Source organism: Rhizobium ecuadorense, assembly GCF_001187535.1.
In the GTDB taxonomy this organism is placed as follows: Bacteria; Pseudomonadota; Alphaproteobacteria; order Rhizobiales; family Rhizobiaceae; genus Rhizobium; species Rhizobium ecuadorense.
Genome location: NZ_LFIO01000367.1, coordinates 96,356 through 115,640 on the forward strand (window position 1 = coordinate 96,356; position 19,285 = coordinate 115,640).

General features: G+C 62.1%; 17 protein-coding genes. 9 read left to right on the forward strand and 8 right to left on the reverse strand.

What is annotated here, in order from left to right; genetic code table 11:
• Positions 1-2 precede the first annotated feature (2 nt).
• Positions 3-818: an alpha/beta hydrolase fold domain-containing protein gene (locus tag AF337_RS08020; protein WP_049731693.1), complete on the reverse strand. Its 816-nt coding sequence runs from the start codon at positions 816-818 to the stop codon at positions 3-5.
• Positions 819-981: 163 nt separating this feature from the next.
• Between AF337_RS08020 and AF337_RS08025 the strand changes: the two genes are divergently transcribed.
• Entirely contained in the window at positions 982-1,893 is a 912-nt protein-coding gene (locus tag AF337_RS08025; RefSeq protein WP_049731694.1) for a LysR family transcriptional regulator, read from the forward strand.
• A 231-nt stretch (positions 1,894-2,124) separates the two neighbouring features.
• Here AF337_RS08025 and AF337_RS08030 read toward each other — a convergent pair whose 3' ends face one another.
• Complete coding sequence (locus tag AF337_RS08030; protein WP_049731695.1) at positions 2,125-2,868, reverse strand: SDR family oxidoreductase; 744 nt, start codon at positions 2,866-2,868, stop codon at positions 2,125-2,127.
• Positions 2,869-2,974: 106 nt separating this feature from the next.
• Here AF337_RS08030 and AF337_RS08035 point away from each other — a divergent pair, with 106 nt between their 5' ends.
• The 3 genes from AF337_RS08035 to AF337_RS08045 are packed head-to-tail and all read left to right on the forward strand — an operon-like array spanning position 2,975 to position 4,892.
• Entirely contained in the window at positions 2,975-3,883 is a 909-nt protein-coding gene (locus tag AF337_RS08035; protein ID WP_049731696.1) for a LysR family transcriptional regulator, read from the forward strand.
• 23 nt (positions 3,884-3,906) lie between these two features.
• A complete protein-coding gene (locus tag AF337_RS08040; RefSeq protein WP_049731697.1) occupies positions 3,907-4,221 on the forward strand; it encodes a hypothetical protein in 315 nt (104 codons plus the stop codon).
• 53 nt (positions 4,222-4,274) lie between these two features.
• Positions 4,275-4,892, forward strand: coding sequence for a DNA-3-methyladenine glycosylase (locus tag AF337_RS08045; protein ID WP_049731698.1), 618 nt, complete (start codon positions 4,275-4,277; stop codon positions 4,890-4,892).
• 58 nt (positions 4,893-4,950) lie between these two features.
• On the opposite strand, the gene AF337_RS08050 is transcribed toward AF337_RS08045, so the two are convergent.
• Genes AF337_RS08050 through AF337_RS08060 form a run of 3 tightly spaced genes read right to left on the reverse strand, consistent with a single transcriptional unit; the run spans position 4,951 to position 8,165 of the window.
• Positions 4,951-6,492 (reverse strand): DHA2 family efflux MFS transporter permease subunit, encoded by a 1,542-nt coding sequence (locus AF337_RS08050; RefSeq protein ID WP_049731699.1) that lies wholly within the window; start codon positions 6,490-6,492, stop codon positions 4,951-4,953.
• The gene (locus tag AF337_RS08055) at positions 6,485-7,708 is read right to left on the reverse strand and encodes an HlyD family secretion protein (RefSeq protein WP_049731700.1); all 1,224 of its coding nucleotides are present in this window, start codon (positions 7,706-7,708) and stop codon (positions 6,485-6,487) included. The genes AF337_RS08050 and AF337_RS08055 overlap by 8 nt, the downstream gene beginning before the upstream one ends.
• Positions 7,701-8,165 (reverse strand): MarR family winged helix-turn-helix transcriptional regulator, encoded by a 465-nt coding sequence (locus AF337_RS08060; protein WP_049731701.1) that lies wholly within the window; start codon positions 8,163-8,165, stop codon positions 7,701-7,703. Before AF337_RS08060 ends, AF337_RS08055 begins: the two co-directional genes overlap by 8 nt.
• 246 nt (positions 8,166-8,411) lie before the next feature.
• Between AF337_RS08060 and AF337_RS08065 the strand changes: the two genes are divergently transcribed.
• The 3 genes from AF337_RS08065 to AF337_RS08075 all read left to right on the forward strand — a co-directional run bounded on the left by AF337_RS08065 (position 8,412) and on the right by AF337_RS08075 (position 14,576).
• Positions 8,412-9,956 (forward strand): cation:proton antiporter, encoded by a 1,545-nt coding sequence (locus tag AF337_RS08065; protein WP_049731702.1) that lies wholly within the window; start codon positions 8,412-8,414, stop codon positions 9,954-9,956.
• A 259-nt stretch (positions 9,957-10,215) separates the two neighbouring features.
• Entirely contained in the window at positions 10,216-11,394 is a 1,179-nt protein-coding gene (locus AF337_RS08070; RefSeq protein WP_049731703.1) for an efflux RND transporter periplasmic adaptor subunit, read from the forward strand.
• A complete protein-coding gene (locus tag AF337_RS08075) occupies positions 11,391-14,576 on the forward strand; it encodes an efflux RND transporter permease subunit (protein WP_049731704.1) in 3,186 nt (1,061 codons plus the stop codon). Before AF337_RS08070 ends, AF337_RS08075 begins: the two co-directional genes overlap by 4 nt.
• A 33-nt stretch (positions 14,577-14,609) precedes the next feature.
• Here the strand turns inward: AF337_RS08075 and AF337_RS08080 are convergent, their stop codons facing one another.
• Entirely contained in the window at positions 14,610-15,386 is a 777-nt protein-coding gene (locus tag AF337_RS08080) for a metallophosphoesterase family protein (RefSeq protein WP_184344952.1), read from the reverse strand.
• 262 nt (positions 15,387-15,648) lie between these two features.
• Here AF337_RS08080 and AF337_RS08085 point away from each other — a divergent pair, with 262 nt between their 5' ends.
• Positions 15,649-16,776, forward strand: coding sequence for a monooxygenase (locus tag AF337_RS08085; protein ID WP_049731705.1), 1,128 nt, complete (start codon positions 15,649-15,651; stop codon positions 16,774-16,776).
• Positions 16,777-16,882: 106 nt separating this feature from the next.
• On the opposite strand, the gene AF337_RS08090 is transcribed toward AF337_RS08085, so the two are convergent.
• On the reverse strand, positions 16,883-17,347 hold the full coding sequence (locus AF337_RS08090; protein WP_049731706.1) for an RrF2 family transcriptional regulator: 465 nt from the start codon (positions 17,345-17,347) through the stop codon (positions 16,883-16,885).
• A 164-nt stretch (positions 17,348-17,511) separates the two neighbouring features.
• Positions 17,512-18,300 (reverse strand): SDR family NAD(P)-dependent oxidoreductase, encoded by a 789-nt coding sequence (locus AF337_RS08095; protein ID WP_049731707.1) that lies wholly within the window; start codon positions 18,298-18,300, stop codon positions 17,512-17,514.
• A 143-nt stretch (positions 18,301-18,443) separates the two neighbouring features.
• On the opposite strand from AF337_RS08095, the gene AF337_RS08100 reads away from it, so the two are divergent.
• Positions 18,444-19,214 carry a TIM barrel protein gene (locus AF337_RS08100; protein WP_049731708.1) on the forward strand — a complete coding sequence of 257 codons (771 nt, stop codon included), beginning with the start codon at positions 18,444-18,446 and terminating at the stop codon, positions 19,212-19,214.
• The last annotated feature ends 71 nt before the right edge of the window (positions 19,215-19,285 follow it).

The window sequence follows — 19,285 nt, forward strand, 5'->3', positions numbered from 1 at the left end:
CTTCAATGCAATTGCGGTTGGACGCTTACATCCCGAAGGAAGCTTCCGAAATGGCGGCTGACATGCTCCTGCCAGTCGGGCACTCCTGCGGATTTCCCACCATAAATCGAGGGCCAGCCCGTCCCGGCGGGAAGAACATGCTGGCGCACACCGACGCCGGCCTTTTTCAGGCGGGCACCGTAACCGAGTGTTTCGTCGTGCAGAGGATCGTCCTCGGCGGTGAAGATCAGCGCCGGCGCGACGCCGGAAAGACGCGAACAGAGACAAGGCGCCGCATAAGGGTGGCAGCCGCCGCCGCTTAAGTAATGGCTCCAGCCCTCCGTCCAGCGCTGACGCATGCCGATCGCTTCGGCCTTGCGGATCGAGGACGTGCCCATGAAGGGATCGAGCAGCGGCGAAATCAAGACCTGGCCATCGAGGGCATCCGGCATCTGATCGCGGGCCTTCAGAGCCACGCCGGCGGCGACATTGCCGCCCGCCTCTTCGCCGGCGACGAAGAGCAGCGACTTGCGGTCACCAAGACCGGCAGCGCGCTTGTTGGCGAGATATGTGAAAACGGAGAAGGAAACTTCCAGCGCCTGCGGAAACAGGTTGCCGGACAGGGTGCTGTAATCGACGGCGGCGACGATGGCGCCTGATTTGGCGAGGCTCATCGCCACCGGCCTGTCGACATTCGTCTCGCTGTCAAGAAACGCGCCGCCATGCAGGTAAAGCACGATCGGCGGACCCTTGCCGTAATCGGCGCCCTGGTAGATGCGTGCGGAAACGGGGCCGACGGCCACCTTATCCAGCATCATATCTTTCCATTCCACCGTCATGCTTCGGTCTCTTTTGCGTCAGCGACAAGCAGACAACGCCTGCCGCTTGCATTTTGCACAAAAAAGATATTGTTATTCCATCCAGGGAATAAGAAGCGATATCGCGATTACACTGTTCCATATCTCGAATAATGGTGCAACGCAAACTGCGGACTTCAAACCGATGGATCAGCTCTCGGCAATGCGCGTCTTCATCCGCGTGGTGGAGACGGGCAATTTCACCCGCGCCGCCGACATGCTCGCCATGCCCAAGGCGACGGTAACCAATCTCATCCAGGGCCTTGAGGCGCATCTGCGCACCAAGCTTTTGAATCGTACGACGCGCCGGGTTATGGTGACCACGGACGGCGCTCTCTATTACGAGCGGGCCGCCCAGATCATTTCTGAATTGGAGGAACTCGACGGCAGCCTCTCCAATTCGCAGAGCCTGCCGAGCGGGCGGCTGCGCGTCGAAATGGCCGGCGCTTTCGCCGACTGGATCGTCGTTCCCGCGCTCTGCGATTTTTATCAGCGGTATCCCGATATCCGCATCGACCTCGGTGTCGGCGACCGCACGGTCGATTACCTTGCGGAAAATGTCGACTGCGCGTTGCGGGGCGGCACCCCGGCCGATCAGTCGCTAATCGCGCGACGTGTTTCCGAAGTCGAGATGATCACCTGTGCTTCGCCTGGTTATATCGAGAAATTCGGCATGCCCGAGCGGCCGGAGGATCTGGAGGCCGATCATTATTCCGTCAACTATTTCCGCGCCCAAAACAACCGAACGCTGCCCTTCGAATTTCGACGGCACAACGAGGTGATCGAGACCAATCCGCGTTACATCGCCTCGGTCAACGATAGCCGCACCTATCTGACGGCTGCACTGACCGGTCTCGGCATCGCGCAGGTGCCGATCTTCATGGCGCGCGAGCCAATTGCAAAGGGTGACCTCGTCCGCGTGCTCCCGGACTGGCGCCGCGATCCGCTGCCGCTCTACGTCGTCTACCCTCCGAACCGCCACCTCAGCAACAAGGTCCGTGTCTTTGTCGACTGGCTGGTAAAGCTTCTGGTGGAGGCGAGACTGAACGACTTCTGAGCGCCAAAAGAATACGGCCCGGAAGGCGGGGAAACCTTCAACGGACCGCAATGTGCAACTTTGAACATCAAGCCTGTCGCACCGCAGGAAGGGCGCGGCAGGCTGTGGAGGTTCGGAAAAGAGCGGCAGGGAATTCCACTCTTTCGCGATAAAATAGATATACGCACTCCCCGCAGGATTGTAAGGGAAAATTCCGCAAGCCCGTTCACATAATTGCGAGCACGGAGCCCGTTAGATCATGCCGCCATTAGCGCGCAGCGTCTGACCATTGATCCAGCCGCCGTCCGGGCCGGCGAGGAAGGCCACCGCGGCGGCGATGTCTTCAGCTGTGCCCAGGCGCTCCAGCGGGTTCATCTTCGCCATGCGGGCAACGAGTTCCTCCGATTTGCCGTTGAGGAAAAGATCGGTGGCGACAGGACCGGGCGCGATGGCGTTGACGGTGATGTTGCGGCCGCGCATCTCCTTGGCCATGATCGCCGTCAACATTTCCACGGCAGCCTTGGTGGCGGCATAGACGCCGTAGGTTTCAAGCTTCAGCCCGACAACGGAGGTCGAGAGGTTGATGACCCGGCCGCCGTCGCGCAGACGCTTGGCCGCTTCCCTCAGTGTATTGAAGGTGCCCTTGAGATTGACGGCGATCTGGCGGTCGAAATTGGCATCGTCAGTCTCGGCGATCGAGGAGAGCATCATGATGCCGGCATTGTTGACGAGCACGTCGATACCGCCGAAGGCGGTTTCACCGGCATCGAACATGCGGCGGACGGCTTGCGCATCGCTGACATCGGCTTTCTCGGTCAGCGCCTTGCCGCCGGCCTGCTCGATCTCCCGGGCGAGTTCCTCTGCCGGAGCCGCATTGCCGGAGTAATTGATGACAACGGTGAAACCGTCCTTGGCGAGGCGTTTGGCGACCGCCGCGCCGATGCCGCGGGAAGCGCCGGTGACCAGTGCGACCTTGCCGTTTTCGTTGGAAGCCATTGTCTTTCTCCTTCATCGCGTTTCGATGAGGAAAAGATGCTCCTTTTCCTATCACGGATAATCAGGCATTATTCGACATCACTATCCGGGAACAACGAACAAATAGATGGACAAATTCGATGCCATGCGGGTGTTTTGCCGCGTCGTGGAGCGTCGCAGCTTCACCCTTGCCGCCGAAGACACCGGCCTGCCGCGCTCGACCGTCACCGATGCGGTGAAGCAGCTCGAGGCGCGTCTCGGCGTGCGCCTGCTCCAGCGCACGACACGCCATGTCAGCCCGACGCTGGACGGCGAGGCCTATTACCAGCGCTGCCTGTCGATCCTCGCCGACATCGAGGATGCCGAAGGGGCTTTTGCCGGCGCTAGGCCGAAGGGCCTGCTGCGCGTCGATGTGCACGGCACGCTCGCGCGCCACTTCGTGCTGCCGAGCCTGCCGTCCTTTCTCGACACTTACCCCGAGATCGAATTCTACATGAGCGAGGGCGACCGGCTGGTCGATCTGGTTCGCGAAGGTATCGACTGCGTGCTGCGCGCCGGCACGCCCGGCGATAGCGACATGATCATCAGGCGTGTCGCCATGCTCGACGAAATCACCCTCGCCTCGCCTGATTACATCGCCGCCCATGGCCTGCCGCAGCATCCCGACCGGCTAACCGGCCACCGCATGGTCGGCTTCCGCTCCAGCGCCACCGGCAGCCAGTTGCCGCTCGAATTCACCGTCGACGGCGCCGTGCACGAAATCACCGTTCCCGCCACCATCACCGTCAACGCCGCCGAAAGTTATGTTTCGGCGGCGAGGATGGGCCTCGGCCTGATCCAGATCCCGCGTTATCACGCCGAAAAAGATATTGCCGAGGGAACGCTGATCCATGTGCTCAAGGATTTTCCGCCGACCCCGACACCGGTCTCCCTGCTCTACCCCCGCAACCGCCAGCTTTCGCCGCGCGTACGCGTTTTCATCGACTGGCTGGTGAAGGTCTTCGCTCGACAAAACGCGGAAAACGCGCTTTGCTAATATGAGCGTTTGGGGGAGCGGCCATGGCACTCAACGATATCACCGTCTACCAGACGGAAGACGGCTTCGTTGTCGAATTCGGCGGCGAAGGCGAAGACAGCATTGCCGTGACGCTGCGAAGCACGCCTGAACTGAACTCGGATAACGCGGTCTCGCGGGCCAAAACCCTGCTTGCGGCGGCCATCGAACCTGTCCATGGCGACGGCGCGCGCGGCAAGGATCCCGCTTTGCTCGAAGAAGAGCTGGAGGAAGGTCTGGAGGATTCCTTCCCGGCGAGCGACCCGGTCTCGGTCACATCATCCTCGATCCCGATGCGCGATCCGAATGCCGGCCGCTGAGGCGGGTGGGCCCAACGCATGAAGCGGTTTCGGGATGACGGCGAGTACGCCGGATGTTATCTGCATCGGCCATGACCGAGAGTGGAATGATATCGGGCGCGATCGGCGCCGGCGCGCTCACCGGCGAAAGCCTCAGGGCGTTTTTCGAGCGCGACGCGATCGCCGTTGCCCGTGATCTGCTCGGCTGCCATCTCACGGTCGATGGCGCCGGCGGCCGGATCACCGAGACGGAAGCCTATTTTCCCGATGATGAGGCCTCGCACAGCTTCCGCGGCCCGACCAAGCGCAACGGCGCCATGTATGGCCGGCCCGGCAATGTCTACATCTACCGCATTTACGGCATGTATTGGTGCCTGAACTTCGTCTGCCATCCGGGCTCGGCCGTGCTCATCCGCGCCCTTGAGCCGGAAACGGGAATCCCTCTAATGATGGAGCAGCGCGGCACCGACAGGCTGACCGCGCTCTGCAGCGGCCCCGGCAAACTCTGCCAGGCGCTCGGCATCGATATTGAGATCAACGACAGGCTGCTCGACCGCCAACCCTATGCGCTGACGCCCTCCGCTGCGGTGCCTGTCGTCTCGGGAAAACGTATCGGCATCACCAAAAATGCCGAGGCACCATGGCGCTTCGGCATTCAGGGGTCGCGTTATCTCAGCAAGCCGTTCCGTTAAGCAATTCCAGCAAAACTGTGCAGCGGTTTGCGTCCCAAATTGCGTGAAAGTCCAGAGCCTATTCCATGACGGCGCTATGATCGACGGCGGGCGCCGCCTTCGGCTTGCGCAGCAAGAGCACCAGCGGAATGACCGCGAGTGACATCAGCATCAGGAGCTTGAAATCGTCCATATAGGCGATGATCGTCGATTGCAGGGTGATGATTTCGTTGAGCGAGGCGCGCCCGGCCGCCGTCACCGGGCTGAGCCCCTGCGCCGCCACCGCGTTGAAGGCATGATTGAACGGCGTCACATAGGATGCGATCGACTCATGATTGCTCTGCGTGTTCTCGACGATCAGCGCCGAGACGATCGAGATGCCCACCGCCGAGCCGATGTTGCGCGACAGGTTGTAGAGACCGGTGCCGTCGCCACGCATATGGGCGGGCAGCGTGGAAAACGCGATCGTCGTCAGCGGCACGAACAGGAAGCCGAGGCCGGCGCCCTGGATGAAGCCGACCGAGACGATCGTCCATTGCGAGACGTCGGGTGTCCAGCCGGTCATGTCGTACATCGCCCATGCGGTCAGCCCGAGGCCCAGCGCCAGCAACGCGCGCGTATCGACTTTGCCGACCAGCCGCCCGACGATGAACATGCACAGCATGGTGCCGAGCCCGCGCGGCCCCATGACGATGCCGGCGGTGATGACGGGATAGCCCATCAGCGTCTGCAGATAGGGCGTCATCAGCGCCAGTGAGGCGAGATAGGTGATGCCGATCACGAAGATGAAGATCATGCTGATCGAAAAATTCTGGTCGAGGAACAGCTTCGGATTGACGAAGGATTTCTCCGCCGTCAGCGTATGCACCAGAAGCAGATAGAAGGCGGCGGCGCAGATGATCGCTTCGAGCATGATCTCGCCGGAGGAGAACCAGTCGAGCTGCTCGCCCCGATCGAGGAAGAGCTGCAGCGAGGCGATGAACAGGCTCATCATCCCGAAGCCGAACCAGTCCAGCTTGGCGAGCGCATCCCGCCTCGTTTCCGAAACGAAGACGACGATGCCGGCAAAGGCAAGCGCGCCGATCGGCACGTTGATGTAGAACACCCAGCGCCAGCTGATATTGTCGGTCAGCCAGCCGCCGATGACCGGTCCGAGCACCGGTCCGACCATGACCGAGACGCCGAAAAGGGCCATGGCCGAGCCGCGTTCCTCCACAGTATAGATGTCGAGGAGAATGCCCTGGGAAAGCGGCACCAATGATGCGCCGAACAGGCCCTGCAGCAGACGGAAGGCGACGATCTGGTTCAGCGATTGCGCCAGGCCGCAAAGAACCGAGGCAGCCACGAAGCCGGCGATGGCGACGAGCAGCACGCGCTTCCGGCCGAACTTGGCGGCAAGGAATCCGGACGGCGGCGTCATGATCGCCGCCGCGACGATATAGGAGGTCAGCACCCAGTTGATCTGGTCGGCGGAAGCCGACACGCTGCCCTGAATATAGGGCAGCGCCACATTGGCGATCGTCGTGTCCAGCGCCTGCATGATGACGGCGAGAATGACGCAGGCCGTGATCGCGCCGCGATTGGCAACCGGGGTCGCCGGGGAAGCGGAAACGTTACTCATGATCCCCGCCCTGGGTCCGGCCCAGAAGCTTGTTGACGAAATCGGGCAGGCCGCGGGCATGGCCGGTCTCGACATCGACGACCGTGCTCATGCCGACGCGAAGCGGCGGCTTGCCCTCGGTGTCTTCGATGCTGACGCGCATCGGAATGCGCTGGACGACCTTTACCCAGTTGCCGGTGGTGTTCTGCGCCGGCAGCAGCGAGAAGCTGGAGCCGGAGGCCGGGCTGATGCTCTCGACCTTGCCCTTCCACATCACACCGGGATAGGTGTCGACATAGATCTCGGCTGTCTGGCCGGGTTTGACATAGGTGAGCTCGGTTTCCTTCGGGCTGGCAGCGATCCACAGGTGATCGGTGGCAACGAGCGAGAATGCTTGCTGCGAGGCCTGCAGGTAGGAGCCGACCTGCAGCGCGTTGACATTGGTGACGATGCCGTCGAACGGCGCCTTGACGACGCTGTGATCGAGTTCGCGCTGGGCATTGTCGACATTCGACTTGGCCTGCAGGTAGAGCGGATTTTCCTCGATCGGCTGGTCGGCAGAACCACCGAGCTGGGCAAGCGTGGTTGCGGCTTCGGCCTTGGCGACAGTCACCTTCTGCCGGGCGGCTTCGAGATTGTGCTTGGCCTCGTCATAGGCCGATTGTGTGGCGCTGCCGTTGTTGACGAGATTCTGCTGGCGGTCGAACTGATCCTGGTAATAAGGCAGATCGGCTTGCGCCTGGGTGATCTCGGCCAGCGACTGCTGATAGCTGGCCTTGAGGTTCATGATCTGGTTGCGCTGCACGCCGAGCTGCGCCTTGGCGCCATCGAGCGCGATCTTGAAGGAATCGGCTCTCAGGCTGAAGAGCACCTGCCCAGCTTTAACAGCCTCGTTCTCATGCACGTCGATCTGCTCGACGATACCCGAGACATCGGTGGTGAGCCCGACCATATCGGCCTGGAGGTAGGCATTGTCGGTCGACATCACCTGGCCGCCATTGACGTAATAATAACCGCCGACGACGAGGGCCACCGGCAGCAGGGCGAACAGGATCGGCCGCGTGAGACTGCGCCGGCGGCGGACCTTGTTGCCGCCAGGCGCAGCCACGGCGACAGCCGGCGCTGAATTGGATGAAGGCGCTTCGGCTACCGTTTCCTGCTGTTTGGCTTGATTTTCTTCGAAAGGTGTCTTGGCATTGGCGTCGGCAACGACGCGGAGGGGGGATTGATCAGCCATCGTTCGTCTCATTCTCGTCGACCGGGCTCCGGCATGCCTGAACCAGGTTCGTCTTCATTACGGATAGGATGTGGAAAAGCTGCTCGCGCTGCTCGGGCGTAATGCTTTGCAACGCTTCTGCGCGGGTGGTGTCGCCAAGCTCGCGCATTTCGGCGAGCAGCGGATGCGCCTCGTCGCGCATGTAGAGCAGCCAGATCCGCCGGTCGGTCGGGTGCTGGCGCCGCTCGATCAGCCCGCGTTCGGCGAGCTTGTCGAGAATGCGCACCAGGGTGATCGGTTCGACCTCGAGGATTTCGGCAAGGCCGCTCTGATGGATGCCTTCGTTGTTCGAGAGGTAGGCCAGCGTCTGCCACTGCGACCGGGTCAGCCCAAGGCACTTCGCGCGCTGCTCGAACCGCTTGCGCAGCAGCCGTGCGACGTCGTGGAGAAGGAAGCCGAGTGTGGGCGTGGCGCTCATGAAAACCTGCGATCGTTAATTTATAAGCATACTTATAATATCGGTAGATATATTGAGCTTGTGCAATGCACAAGGGCATGGACGGCAGAATCGCCACCTCGACGAAAATGCCGCAGGCCGGTCGAGCCCGTCCGCGCTTCCCTCCTGCGGTCCTTTCGAGGCATGAGACAGTAGCCATGGCGCAGCGCCGCCCTAATTTTCCGCGGCAGGAACAGCCTCCGTCGGAGGCACGCATTGGGGAGCGCGATGGCATTCTTCGAAAGCATGCTGACGCTGCTGCTGGTAGCAATCGTCTTCCTGCAATTCTCCAGGAAATTCCGCATCCCTTATCCCACCATGCTGGCGATCGCCGGCATCATCGTCGCGGCCGTGCCCTGGGCGCCCGAGGTTGCGATCGATCCCGAACTGGCACTGGCGCTGCTGATCGCACCGGTGCTTTTCGATGCCGCCTATGATCTGCCGCCGCGGACGTTGAGGCGCAACTGGCTGCCGCTCTTCTCGCTCGCCGCCATCGCCGTGATCGTCACGGCCGCAGCCGTTGCCGCCGTCGGCGTGACCATGGCCGGCCTGCCGCTTGCCGCCGCCATCGCACTCGGCGCCATCGTCGCGCCGCCGGATGCGGCGGCGGCGACCGCCATGCTCGACCGCTTCGACCTGCCGCGTCAGACCTACGTGATCCTGAAGGGCGAAAGCCTTCTCAACGATGCCGTGGCGCTCCTGATCTTCAGCGCCGCGGTGGCCGCCGCCGCAAGCCCCGCCTTCTTCACCGGCGCCTTGGCGGAACTTGCGCTGGCGGTGCCGGGCGGCCTCATCCTCGGTTATCTCCTCGGTCGCCTCTACATGATCGTCGGGTTGAAGCTCGCCGGCACGCTCGGCGGCACCCTGCTCGAATTCGTCGCCACCTTCGGCACCTGGATCATCGCCGAGCGGCTGCACCTTTCGGCGATCCTCGCCATCGTCGTCTATGCGATGGTGATCGCCCGCTACATGCCCGAGCGCCAGACGGCCCGCCACCGCATTCATTCCTATTCGGTCTGGGAAGCAGCGGTCTTCCTGCTCAACGTGCTGGCCTTCCTGCTGATGGGCTTGCAGGTCCGTCAGATCGTCCTCGATCTCGATCCCGGCCGGCTGAATTTCGCGCTCATCCTGGCCGCCGCGGTCTTCATCACCGTCATCTTCGTCCGTCTGGCCTGGGTGCTCTGCTATAACCGCGCGATCACCTTCCTCGCCGAGCGCGGTTATACCAGACAAGCCGTTCCCACGTTCGCGACCAGTCTGCTCGCCGGCTGGTGCGGCATGCGCGGCCTCGTCACGCTGGCGACCGCGCTTGCTCTGCCGATCGACTTCCCCGATCGCGACATCATCCTACTCAGCGCGCTTGCAGTCGTTCTCGGCACGCTCATCGTCCAGGGCCTGACGCTCGGACCGCTGATCCGCTTCCTGAAATTCGAGCCGGACACCTCTTTGGATCGTGACCTCACCAGAGCCCGGGTCGCGTTGATCGATGCGGCACTGGCCGAACTTGCAGGCGGCGAGGACAACGCCACCCGCATCCTGCGGGACGTCTACACCTCCGAGCGCGAGATCGCCGCCGATGGCAAACACCCGCGCGAGGTCAGCAGGCTCGACAAGCAGCGCCGCAGCGTCATTGCCGCCAAACGCCGCAAACTGGCAGCGATGCGCCGTGCCGACGAAATCGACGACGATGTCTTCCACACGCTGGAACAGGAGCTCGATTGGGCCGAACTCGCCGTCCTGCCGCCTGGCCGCGACGAGATCGTCGAGAGCTGACGCCATCCCTGACGTTTGATGGATTTTGCAACCGCAGCCAATTGGCGTTTGCTATTTTTCGCCGCTGCCGTTTATATCCGGTTCCATAGCGTTACGATTTTTCCCATGTGCATTGCGTGCCGGCCTTCCTTTCCAAGATTGGACGCCGGAGGAAATCGCGGGGGCCGAGGCCTTCGTTCACAGCAGCAAGATACGAATAGCATCACTTCATCTTAGCTTCGGCGGCAGTCGATCGGCTGTCGAGATTGGAGGGACCGGTATGACTTACGCACTTCGACAGATGTTGGTGCTTGGCTGCATCGCCACGTTCATGCCGCTGGCTGCGATGGCGCAAGGCGCTCCGTCCGCCCCTCCTCCCGTCACCGTCGCAAAGCCGGTGGTGCGCGATGTCATCGACAATGACGAGTTCATCGGCCGTTTCCAGCCGGTCGACGAAGTCTCCATCCGCTCGCGCGTCGGCGGCTATCTGCAGGAAGTCCATTTCGAGGATGGCGCTTTGGTGAAGCAGGGCGACCTGCTCTTCGTCATCGACCAGCGGCCGTTCATAACAGCGCTCAACCAGGCAAAGGCGGCGCTAGAAGCCTCGCAATCCGCGCTCGTCTTTGCCGACGCGCAGTATAAACGCGCCCAGTCGCTCGCATCGAGCGGCAGCCAGTCAGCGCAGACGCTGGACGATCGCCGCCGCGAATTCGATTCCGCCGAGGCCAATGTCCGCGGCGCCCAGGCCGCAGCCGATCGCGCTGCTCTCGACATGGAATATACCGAGATCAAAGCGCCGCTCAGCGGCCGCATCGACCGCCGCCTGATCTCGACCGGCAATCTGGTGCAGGCCGACCAAACGGTGCTCACCACCATCGTTTCGCTCGATCCGATCGATTTCTATTTCGACGTCGACGAACGCCGCCTGCTGAATTTTGCCGATACCGCGCGCAAGCAGGGCAAGGATCTTCAATTGGGTGGCGGCGGCGTCGACGTGTCCGTTGCGATCTCGGATCCCACGGCCAAACCCTTCAAGGGAAAACTCGATTTCGCCGAAAACCGGGTCGACAACGAAAGCGGCACCATCCGCATCCGTGCACGCCTGCCCAATCCCGATCTTATCCTTCAGCCAGGCCTCTTCGGCCGCGTCCAGGTCGCAGCCTCCAATACCTATAAGGCCATTCTCGTCCCGGACGAGGCAATCGGCTCGGATCAGAACGAGCGCGTCGTCTATGTGGTTGACCCGCAAGGAAAGGTTTCGACCAAACCCGTGAGACCCGGCCCGCGGCTCTACGGCTATCGGGTGATCCGCGAAGGCCTCGACGGCACCGAGACGATCATCGTCAACGGCCTGATGCGCGCCCGGCCGGGTTCGACGATCACGCCTCAGATGAGCGAACTGCCGCAGGAGCGGCAGGACACCCCGCCTGAAGCCGCCAATGCGGAGAGCGGACAATGAGATTCGCGCACTTCTTCGTCGACCGGCCGATCTTTGCGGCCGTCATCTCAATTCTCTTTCTTGTCGTCGGCGGCATCGCCTACACACAATTGCCGGTCTCCCAATATCCGGAGATCGCGCCCCCGACCATCGTCGTGCGCACCTCCTATCCCGGCGCCGACCCGCAGACGATCGCCGATACCGTTTCGACCCCGCTCGAACAGCAGATCAACGGCGTCGAAGACATGCTTTACATGTCGTCCTATTCCAGCGCCGACGGCGCCATGTCGCTGACGATCACCTTCAAGCTCGGCACCGATCTCGACAAGGTGCAGGTGCTGGTTCAGAACCGCGTTTCGATCGCGCTGCCTCGCCTTCCCGAGGAAGTCCAGCGGCTCGGTGTCACCACCGACAAGAGTTCACCCGACCTGATGATGGTGGTGCACCTGCTGTCGCCCTCGCATCGCTATGACCAGCTTTACGTTTCGAACTACGCCCGCAACCGCATCCGCGACGTTCTCGTCCGCCTCGACGGCGTCGGCGACGTGCAGATCTTCGGCGAACGCCAGTATTCGATGCGCATCTGGCTGGATCCGGAAAAGCTCTCCGCCTACGGCATGACCTCCGACGACGTCGTCTCCGCCCTGAGGGACCAGAACGTCCAGGTCTCCGGCGGCAAGATCGGCGCGCCGCCGGTGACCGGCAAGAACGCCTTCGAATATACGGTGCGAACGGACGGACGTTTTTCCGATGTGCGCGAATTCCGCTACGTCATCGTCAAATCGACGGGAGCCGGCCGGCTCGTGCAGTTGCAGGATGTCGCCCGCATTGAACTCGGCGCCCAGGACTACGTCACCAACAGCTATCTCAACAACGACCCGGCGGTCGCCCTTGGCATTTTCGCCCGGCCGGGAACCAATGCGCTGGACACGGCCCATCAGGTTCAGACTCTGATGAAGGACATCTCCCAGAATTTCCCGGAGGGCCTGGAATATCGCATCGTCTACGACACCACGGAATTCATCTCGGATTCGATCAGCGAGGTCTATAGAACCATCGCCGAGGCGGCCATCCTGGTGGCGATCGTCGTTCTCGTCTTCCTGCAGTCCTGGCGAACCGCGATCATACCGATCGTCGCCATCCCGGTCTCGCTGATCGGCACCTTCGCCGTCCTGCTGGCCTTCGGCTTTTCGCTCAACATGCTCACCCTGTTCGGGCTTGTGCTCGCTATCGGCATTGTCGTCGACGACGCGATCGTCGTGGTGGAAAACGTCGAGCGCAATCTGGCGCGCGGGATGACGCCGAAACAGGCTTCCCACGTGACGATGGACGAAGTCGGAACCGCCGTCGTCGCCATCTCGCTGGTGCTGATCGCCGTGTTCGTGCCGACAGCCTTCATCCCGGGCATATCGGGCCAGTTCTACCGGCAATTCGCCGTGACGATCTCGGTCACCACCGCGATATCGGCCTTGAATTCGCTGACACTGTCGCCCGCCCTTGCGGGCATATTGCTGAGACCCCACGACCACGAAACCAGGCGCGCGAATATCGCCACACGGTTTGGCCGAGGTCTCGCGGACGGTTTCAATCGCGGCTTCGACAGGATGAGTTCCGGCTATTCATGGATCGTCCGGCATCTTGTCCGCAGCTGGGTCGGTTTGACAGCGGCGATGATCGCCTTCGTCTGCCTGCTCGGAGCAACCTGGTACATGAGCACGCGCGTTCCCGCGGGCTTCATCCCGACCATGGACCAGGGTTACGCGATCGTCGTCATACAGCTTCCGGACGGCGCCTCGCTCGCGCGCACCGACGCCGTCGTCAAACAGGTAGGCGACATCGCCCGCACCGTGCCCGGCGTCGGCAACGCCGTGCAATTTGCCGGCTTCAGCGGGGCGACATTCACCAATGCCTCGAATGCAGGCGTCGTCTTCGTGCCGTTCAAATCCTTTGCCGAACGCGAAGAAGGCGGAGAAAACGCCAACAAGATCATCGGCGAGCTTTACGGCAAACTGCAGAGCATCCAGGAAGCCTTCATCATCGCCATCCCGCCGCCATCCGTGCGCGGCGTCGGCAATTCCGGCGGCTTCAAGATGCAGATTTCCGATCTTGAAAACGCCGACATGACGCGCGTGCTCGGCCTCGCCCGCCAGATGATGGGCGCGGCGGCCACGACGGAAGGGCTGACGGGGGTCTTTACGACATTCTCGGATGCAAGCCCGCAATATTTCCTGTCGATCGACCGCGACAAGGCGCGCTTCCTGAATGTGCCGATCCCCAACATCTTCAACGCGCTTTCCATCAATCTCGGCGTAGCCTACGTCAACGATTTCAATGCGTTCGGCCGTGTCTACCAGGTGCGCGCGCAGGCCGACCGGCAATATCGCATGGACAGGGAAGATATCCTCGCCCTGAAGGTTCGCTCGGCGACCGGCGCTCTGGTTCCGCTTGGAACATTGATGGATATCCAGGATGCCAGCGGCCCGGCGCTTGTCCAACGCTACAACATGTACGTCTCGGTGCCGCTTCAGGGCAATCCGACGCCAGGCACATCGACGGGTGATGCCATCGCCAAGATGGAAGCGCTGGCGGCGAAGATCCTGCCGCAAGGGACCACCTTCGAATGGACGGAACTCGCCTATCAGGAGACCCACACCGGCAACACCGCCGTCTACATCTTCGCCCTGTCCGTCGTCTTCGTCTTCCTGGCGCTGGCGGCACAATATGAAAGCTGGGTTCTGCCGCTGGCGATCATTCTCATCGTGCCGCTTGCGGTGCTCGCAGCGCTGATCGGGGTCTCGCTGCGGGGAATGGACAACAACGTCCTGACACAGATCGGCCTGATCGTGTTGATCGGCCTTGCGGCCAAGAACGCCATTCTGATCGTCGAGTTTGCCAGGCAGGCGGAAGACGAGGGCAAATCGCCGGTGGAAGCGGCCATCGAGGCCAGCCATCTTCGCCTGCGCCCGATCCTGATGACGGCATTCGCCTTCATCTTCGGCGTTCTGCCACTTGCCATCGCCACCGGCCCCGGCGCCGAGATGCGCCAGTCGCTCGGCACCGCCGTGTTTTCGGGCATGCTTGGCGTGACGATCTTCGGCCTGTTCCTGACGCCGGTCTTCTACGTCGTGCTGCGCGGCTGGCGCCGCCGCCGGCCGGTGGAGAAACCGGTCGAGACCGTTGCGGTTGAGAGCGAGACGGTCTGATCCGCTTCGGCAGGCGGCCAATAAGGCAGGAAGTCAGGTGGAAAACAGATGCACCTTACCTTGCCACAGGCGGGCGACGGTGAGCTTGCCGCTGCGATAGGCGCGCGTATCGAGATTGAGCCGTCTCGGCCGTATGTCGGGCTCGTCGTTCGGCGTGTGACCATGAACGACGAGCTTCGGCAACGGCACCCGGCTTTCGAGAAACCGCTGGCGGATCATGACCAGATCCTCGTCGGTCTGCTCGCCAAGCGGCAGCTTCGGATTGATGCCGGCATGCACGAAAATCACGCTTGGCGTCTCCAGCATGACAGGCATCGCCCGCATGAAATCGATATGCGTGCGCGGCAGCGACTGGCGGAGGAAGGAATCGAGCTTTGCGCCGGTGGGAAAGACCAGCGGCAGGTGCTCCGGATCGAGACCATAGGATTTGAGCGACTCTGCCGAACCCATCCCCATCCACTCGTCATAGGAGATCCAGCCGTCGATATAGTCGAGCATGGCGATTTCATGATTGCCGGCAAGACAGATACGGTCGAAATCATCCGGCGGCGGCGCCATGAGGTGAGTAATGACCTGGGCCGATTCCGGCCCACGGTCGATATAGTCGCCAAGCGTCACGATCAGTTTACGTCCCGGCAGCCGCGCGGCGTCGCGCAGGATCGCCGCCTCGGCTTTCGCAAGCAGATCGTAGCGTCCATGAATGTCGCCGATCGCATAGGTCGGGATCGCGGCAATATCCAGCGTCAGACGTGGTCTCGACTGGCGTGCCATTTTCGAAACCTCGCTGTTGCGAGCAAGAGTATCGCTCATCATGTTTCTCAATCAAGGAAGCCCCACTTGACGGTAAGTAGAGGCGAAAACAAGGCAATCAAGCTGGTAAGAAAATTCAAAGCCTCGGGGTTTTGTAGAAAAACCGGCCTTATCAATCGAGGGCCGATCCCTCACTCCTGTATCCCTGCCATCGGCGCGACAATCAGAGCGATTTTCGGAAAGCGCGAGGCGCCGAGTCAACCTGTTGCAGCGCTCTTTACCCCTCCGAAAAGACGCAGAGCGCTGTAGGAAAGAGTGACCGATGGGAACGGTATCGCAATTTCAGGATAAAGTGAGGCCTCCTGCGCATCGCATCGAAAGTGAAGAGGAGGCGATATCCACCGCCCGCAGCCTCGCTGCCGCCTTCCGGCATCAGGCGAGCGAACGCGATATCAATCGCGTGCTGCCCTTTGCCGAACTCGACGCGCTGTCGGTTTCGGGACTGACGGCAATCGCTGTTCCGCCCGACCATCAAGGGCTCGACGTGTCGAACGCGCTGCTCGCTGAAATCGTCGCAATCATTGCCGAGGGCGATGCCTCGATCGGCGAGGCGCTGGAAAACCATTTTTGCGTGCTTGAAACGCTGCGCAGCCAGGCGACTGAGGATCTGCAGGCATCGCTGTTTGCCCGTGTGCTGCTCGGTGACCGCTTTGCCGGCGCTACCTTCGTCGACGGGGCCCAGCTTGCGGCCGAGGGCCCGGGCTGCCGCCTGAGCGGGCGAACGCGGCAAGCGCCCGGCATTCTATTTGCCGACTGGATCGCCGCTGCCGCCACCGCTCCACCCAGCCGTCTTGTGACGCTCTACCTCGCACGCAATGACGGAGGCCTGCAGGTGGTCGACGATTGGGACGGCTTCGGCCAGCGCACCAATGGCGCGGCGACAGCGATCGTCGGCATGCTTCACGTCAATGCCGATGCGATTGCGCCGGCCCCCTCCTCCGGCGTGTCGACCGGCACCTCGCTCGGCCTGCTGCTCAAGGCAAGTGTCAGCCTGGGTATCGCCCGGGCCGCATGGAGCGACCTGATGACGGTCATTGGCGATCGCGGCACAACGGTCCTTGCCCGGATCGGCGAACGCGCCATCCGCATCGAAGCGACGGCGGCAGCCTTGGAGCGGGCTGGCCGCAAACTCGACATTGCCCAGGTCAATCCCGTAGAGGCGGTGATGGCGGATGCACATTTCTCCGCTTCGGCGGCCGCGATCCTTGCCGGGGAAACGGCACTCGACACCGCAAACGCGCTGTTCGAACTGGCAGGGGAAACATCGGCCGGCATCGGACTCAATCTCGACCGGCATTGGCGCAATGCCCGCATTCATGCGTTATCGCTGCCACGCGAGAAACTGGTGCGTGCCGCAGGCGAATATCAGTCGAAGCCCGGCGACACCTAAAGCGCGTCGCATCAAACTTGATTCATGCGAGGCGCTTTAGCTCTTCGTTTTGATGCATGTCGTCATCCCGGAACCGCTACACACTTCCGGGCGACATGCATTCAATTCAGCTGGCGGCGGAGATCGGCAATTCTTCCTTGGCGCCGTCGATGCGGCCGCCGGTGGCGACGAATTGCTCGAGGCTCATATTGTCGAGAATGGCGGCGATCGCGTCACGAACATCGGTCATCGAGCGCCGCACCTGACAGGTTTCCGGATCGGCGCAGTCGTCGCAGGCCTCGTAAGCCGTACGGCTGGCACAGCGGATCGGCGCCAGCGGCCCATCGAGCGTGCGGATGACGTGGCCGATGCGGATTTCGGAGGCCGGCCGCGACAGGGAATACCCGCCGCCCGGCCCCTTCTTCGAGCGCAGGATGCCGACATTGCGCAGTTCGAGCAGGATGGTGTCGAGAAACTTCTTCGGGATATTGTTGCGGGCGGCGATGTCATTGATGAAGGCGGTCTCACCCGGCGCCAGCCGCGCCAGATCCACCAGCGCCTTCAGCCCATATTTTCCCTTTTTCGTCAGCATCGTCGTTGCCCTGTAGAAAACGCAGTATTTATCCCGCCAATAGCAGGCAAATAGCGTCAAAAACGTGAACATACAACAAAATAGCTATTATTTATAGCTTATATCGGCAACGTCCACAGGCTGCCCGGCGACCTTGGAAGGAACGCCGAGCGCTGTAGCCTCGCTCAGATCGTCTTCAGCATGCCGCCATCGACGAAATAGGTGGAACCGATGCAATAGCTCGCGCGCTCCGAACTCAGGAAGACGAAGACGTTTGCCAGCTCTTCCGGCGTCCCGAACCGTTTGGAGGCGGCGTGCTCGTTGGCGACGCTCTGCAGATAGCCCTCCCAGTTCCCGCCGGTTTCGGCCGTCAACTGCTTGGCGGTCTTGATCCAGTCGGGCGTCAGGATCAAGCCGGCATTGACGCAGTTGACGCGGATATTGTCCGGGATGAGTTCGGTCGAAAGCGTCTTCGAAAACATCATCAGCGCCGACTTGCTGACATTGTAGATCGGCTCGTACCAGAGTGGCTGGACGGCGCAGATAGAGGCATTGTGCAGGATGACACCGCCGCCGCGCCTCTTCATCTGAGGAGCGATGCCGCGCGCCAGCCGCACGGCGGCCATCACATGCAGGTCCCAATAGCTCTGCCACTTCTCGTCGGGCGCCTCCATCACCGTCTCGTTCGAGCCGGTACCGGCATTGTTGATGAGGATATCGGCACCGCCTTTTTCGGCCGCCGCCGCAATGATCGCCTCGGTTCCGGCAACCGTCGCCACATCGGCGGCAATAGCGGCGGCGCCGACGCCGTACTTCTCGGCGATTCGGGCGGCTTCCGCCTCGAGCCGTTCGCCGCCGCGGGCAGCCAGCACGAGATTGGAGCCCTCGGCCGCCAGCCCCTCGGCGATCGCCAAGCCAATGCCGACAGAGGCGCCTGTTATGACGGTTGTCTTTCCCTTCAGTCCCAGATCCATATTTTCCTCCGCGCAAGCGGCCGGCGGGTCCGGCCTGATGTGCCGAGTGTTCCGCCAATGAAACCGGGCGTCAAGCGCTGAGACGCCTCTTGCGGCAGCCACCGATCTGTCGCAGCCTGCATCCACATATGCGAGGAGTTTTCATGCGACGTTATTCAGCCTGCATAGAGTGGCTGTTTGCCGAAGAGGGCGACAGCTTTCCCGATCGCATCCGCCACGCTCATGCAGGCGGCCTGACGGCGATCGAATTCTGGCGCTGGACCGACAAGGATCTGGACGCGATCGAGGCAGCACTCGATGAAACCGGTCTTGCCGTTACCAGTCTCGTCGCCGAGCCGATGATCGCGCTGACCGATGCCGGCAACCGGCAGGCTTGGCTGAAAGGCTTGGCCCAATCCGTCGCCGCGGCAAAGCGTCTCGGCGCGCCGGTGCTGATTGCGCAGGCCGGCAACGATCTTCCGGGCGTGAGCCGCGAAGAGCAGCGCCGGGCACTCACCGAAACGCTGAAGGCCGGTGCTGACATTCTTGCAGGCAGCGGTGTGCGCCTCGGCGTCGAGCCGCTCAACATCCGCATCGATCATGTCGGCTATTTCCTCGATTCGACCCGCGAGGGCCTCGACATCATCGATGACGTCGCCCGCCTCGAGATCGGCATCGTCTACGACATCTACCATTCCGCCGTCATGGACGAGCGCACGGAAGAGGTGCTCGACGGCCGTCTCGACCGGATCTTCCATGTCCATGTCGCCGATCATCCCGGCCGCAACGAACCGGGCTCCGGCGGCATCGACCTTTCCCACCGCCTCGGCTGGATCTTCGCCAACGGCTACGACGGCGCCGTCGGCCTGGAATACCGGCCGACCAGACCCGGCGCCGACGCAGTCAAGGCCGCGATCGCGTCGCTCGACGCCTAGGACCAATCGACATTCCGGATTCCCAAATCAGCTGATCACTGATTCATAGAGTACCCGTGTGACGCACGGAG

Excerpts from the sequence above, each read along its gene's own strand:
- AF337_RS08020 (WP_049731693.1), bottom strand. The coding sequence starts at position 818 with ATGACGGTGGAATGGAAAGATATGATGCTGGATAAGGTGGCCGTCGGC.
- AF337_RS08045 (WP_049731698.1), top strand. The coding sequence starts at position 4,275 with ATGTTATCTGCATCGGCCATGACCGAGAGTGGAATGATATCGGGCGCG.
- AF337_RS08090 (WP_049731706.1), bottom strand. The coding sequence starts at position 17,347 with ATGCTGACGAAAAAGGGAAAATATGGGCTGAAGGCGCTGGTGGATCTG.
- AF337_RS08100 (WP_049731708.1), top strand. The coding sequence starts at position 18,444 with ATGCGACGTTATTCAGCCTGCATAGAGTGGCTGTTTGCCGAAGAGGGC.
- AF337_RS08095 (WP_049731707.1), bottom strand. The coding sequence starts at position 18,300 with ATGGATCTGGGACTGAAGGGAAAGACAACCGTCATAACAGGCGCCTCT.
- AF337_RS08080 (WP_184344952.1), bottom strand. The coding sequence starts at position 15,386 with ATGAGCGATACTCTTGCTCGCAACAGCGAGGTTTCGAAAATGGCACGC.
- AF337_RS08030 (WP_049731695.1), bottom strand. The coding sequence starts at position 2,868 with ATGGCTTCCAACGAAAACGGCAAGGTCGCACTGGTCACCGGCGCTTCC.
- AF337_RS08035 (WP_049731696.1), top strand. The coding sequence starts at position 2,975 with ATGGACAAATTCGATGCCATGCGGGTGTTTTGCCGCGTCGTGGAGCGT.
- AF337_RS08075 (WP_049731704.1), top strand. The coding sequence starts at position 11,391 with ATGAGATTCGCGCACTTCTTCGTCGACCGGCCGATCTTTGCGGCCGTC.
- AF337_RS08040 (WP_049731697.1), top strand. The coding sequence starts at position 3,907 with ATGGCACTCAACGATATCACCGTCTACCAGACGGAAGACGGCTTCGTT.
- AF337_RS08060 (WP_049731701.1), bottom strand. The coding sequence starts at position 8,165 with ATGAGCGCCACGCCCACACTCGGCTTCCTTCTCCACGACGTCGCACGG.
- AF337_RS08065 (WP_049731702.1), top strand. The coding sequence starts at position 8,412 with ATGGCATTCTTCGAAAGCATGCTGACGCTGCTGCTGGTAGCAATCGTC.
- AF337_RS08050 (WP_049731699.1), bottom strand. The coding sequence starts at position 6,492 with ATGAGTAACGTTTCCGCTTCCCCGGCGACCCCGGTTGCCAATCGCGGC.
- AF337_RS08025 (WP_049731694.1), top strand. The coding sequence starts at position 982 with ATGGATCAGCTCTCGGCAATGCGCGTCTTCATCCGCGTGGTGGAGACG.
- AF337_RS08055 (WP_049731700.1), bottom strand. The coding sequence starts at position 7,708 with ATGGCTGATCAATCCCCCCTCCGCGTCGTTGCCGACGCCAATGCCAAG.
- AF337_RS08070 (WP_049731703.1), top strand. The coding sequence starts at position 10,216 with ATGACTTACGCACTTCGACAGATGTTGGTGCTTGGCTGCATCGCCACG.
- AF337_RS08085 (WP_049731705.1), top strand. The coding sequence starts at position 15,649 with ATGGGAACGGTATCGCAATTTCAGGATAAAGTGAGGCCTCCTGCGCAT.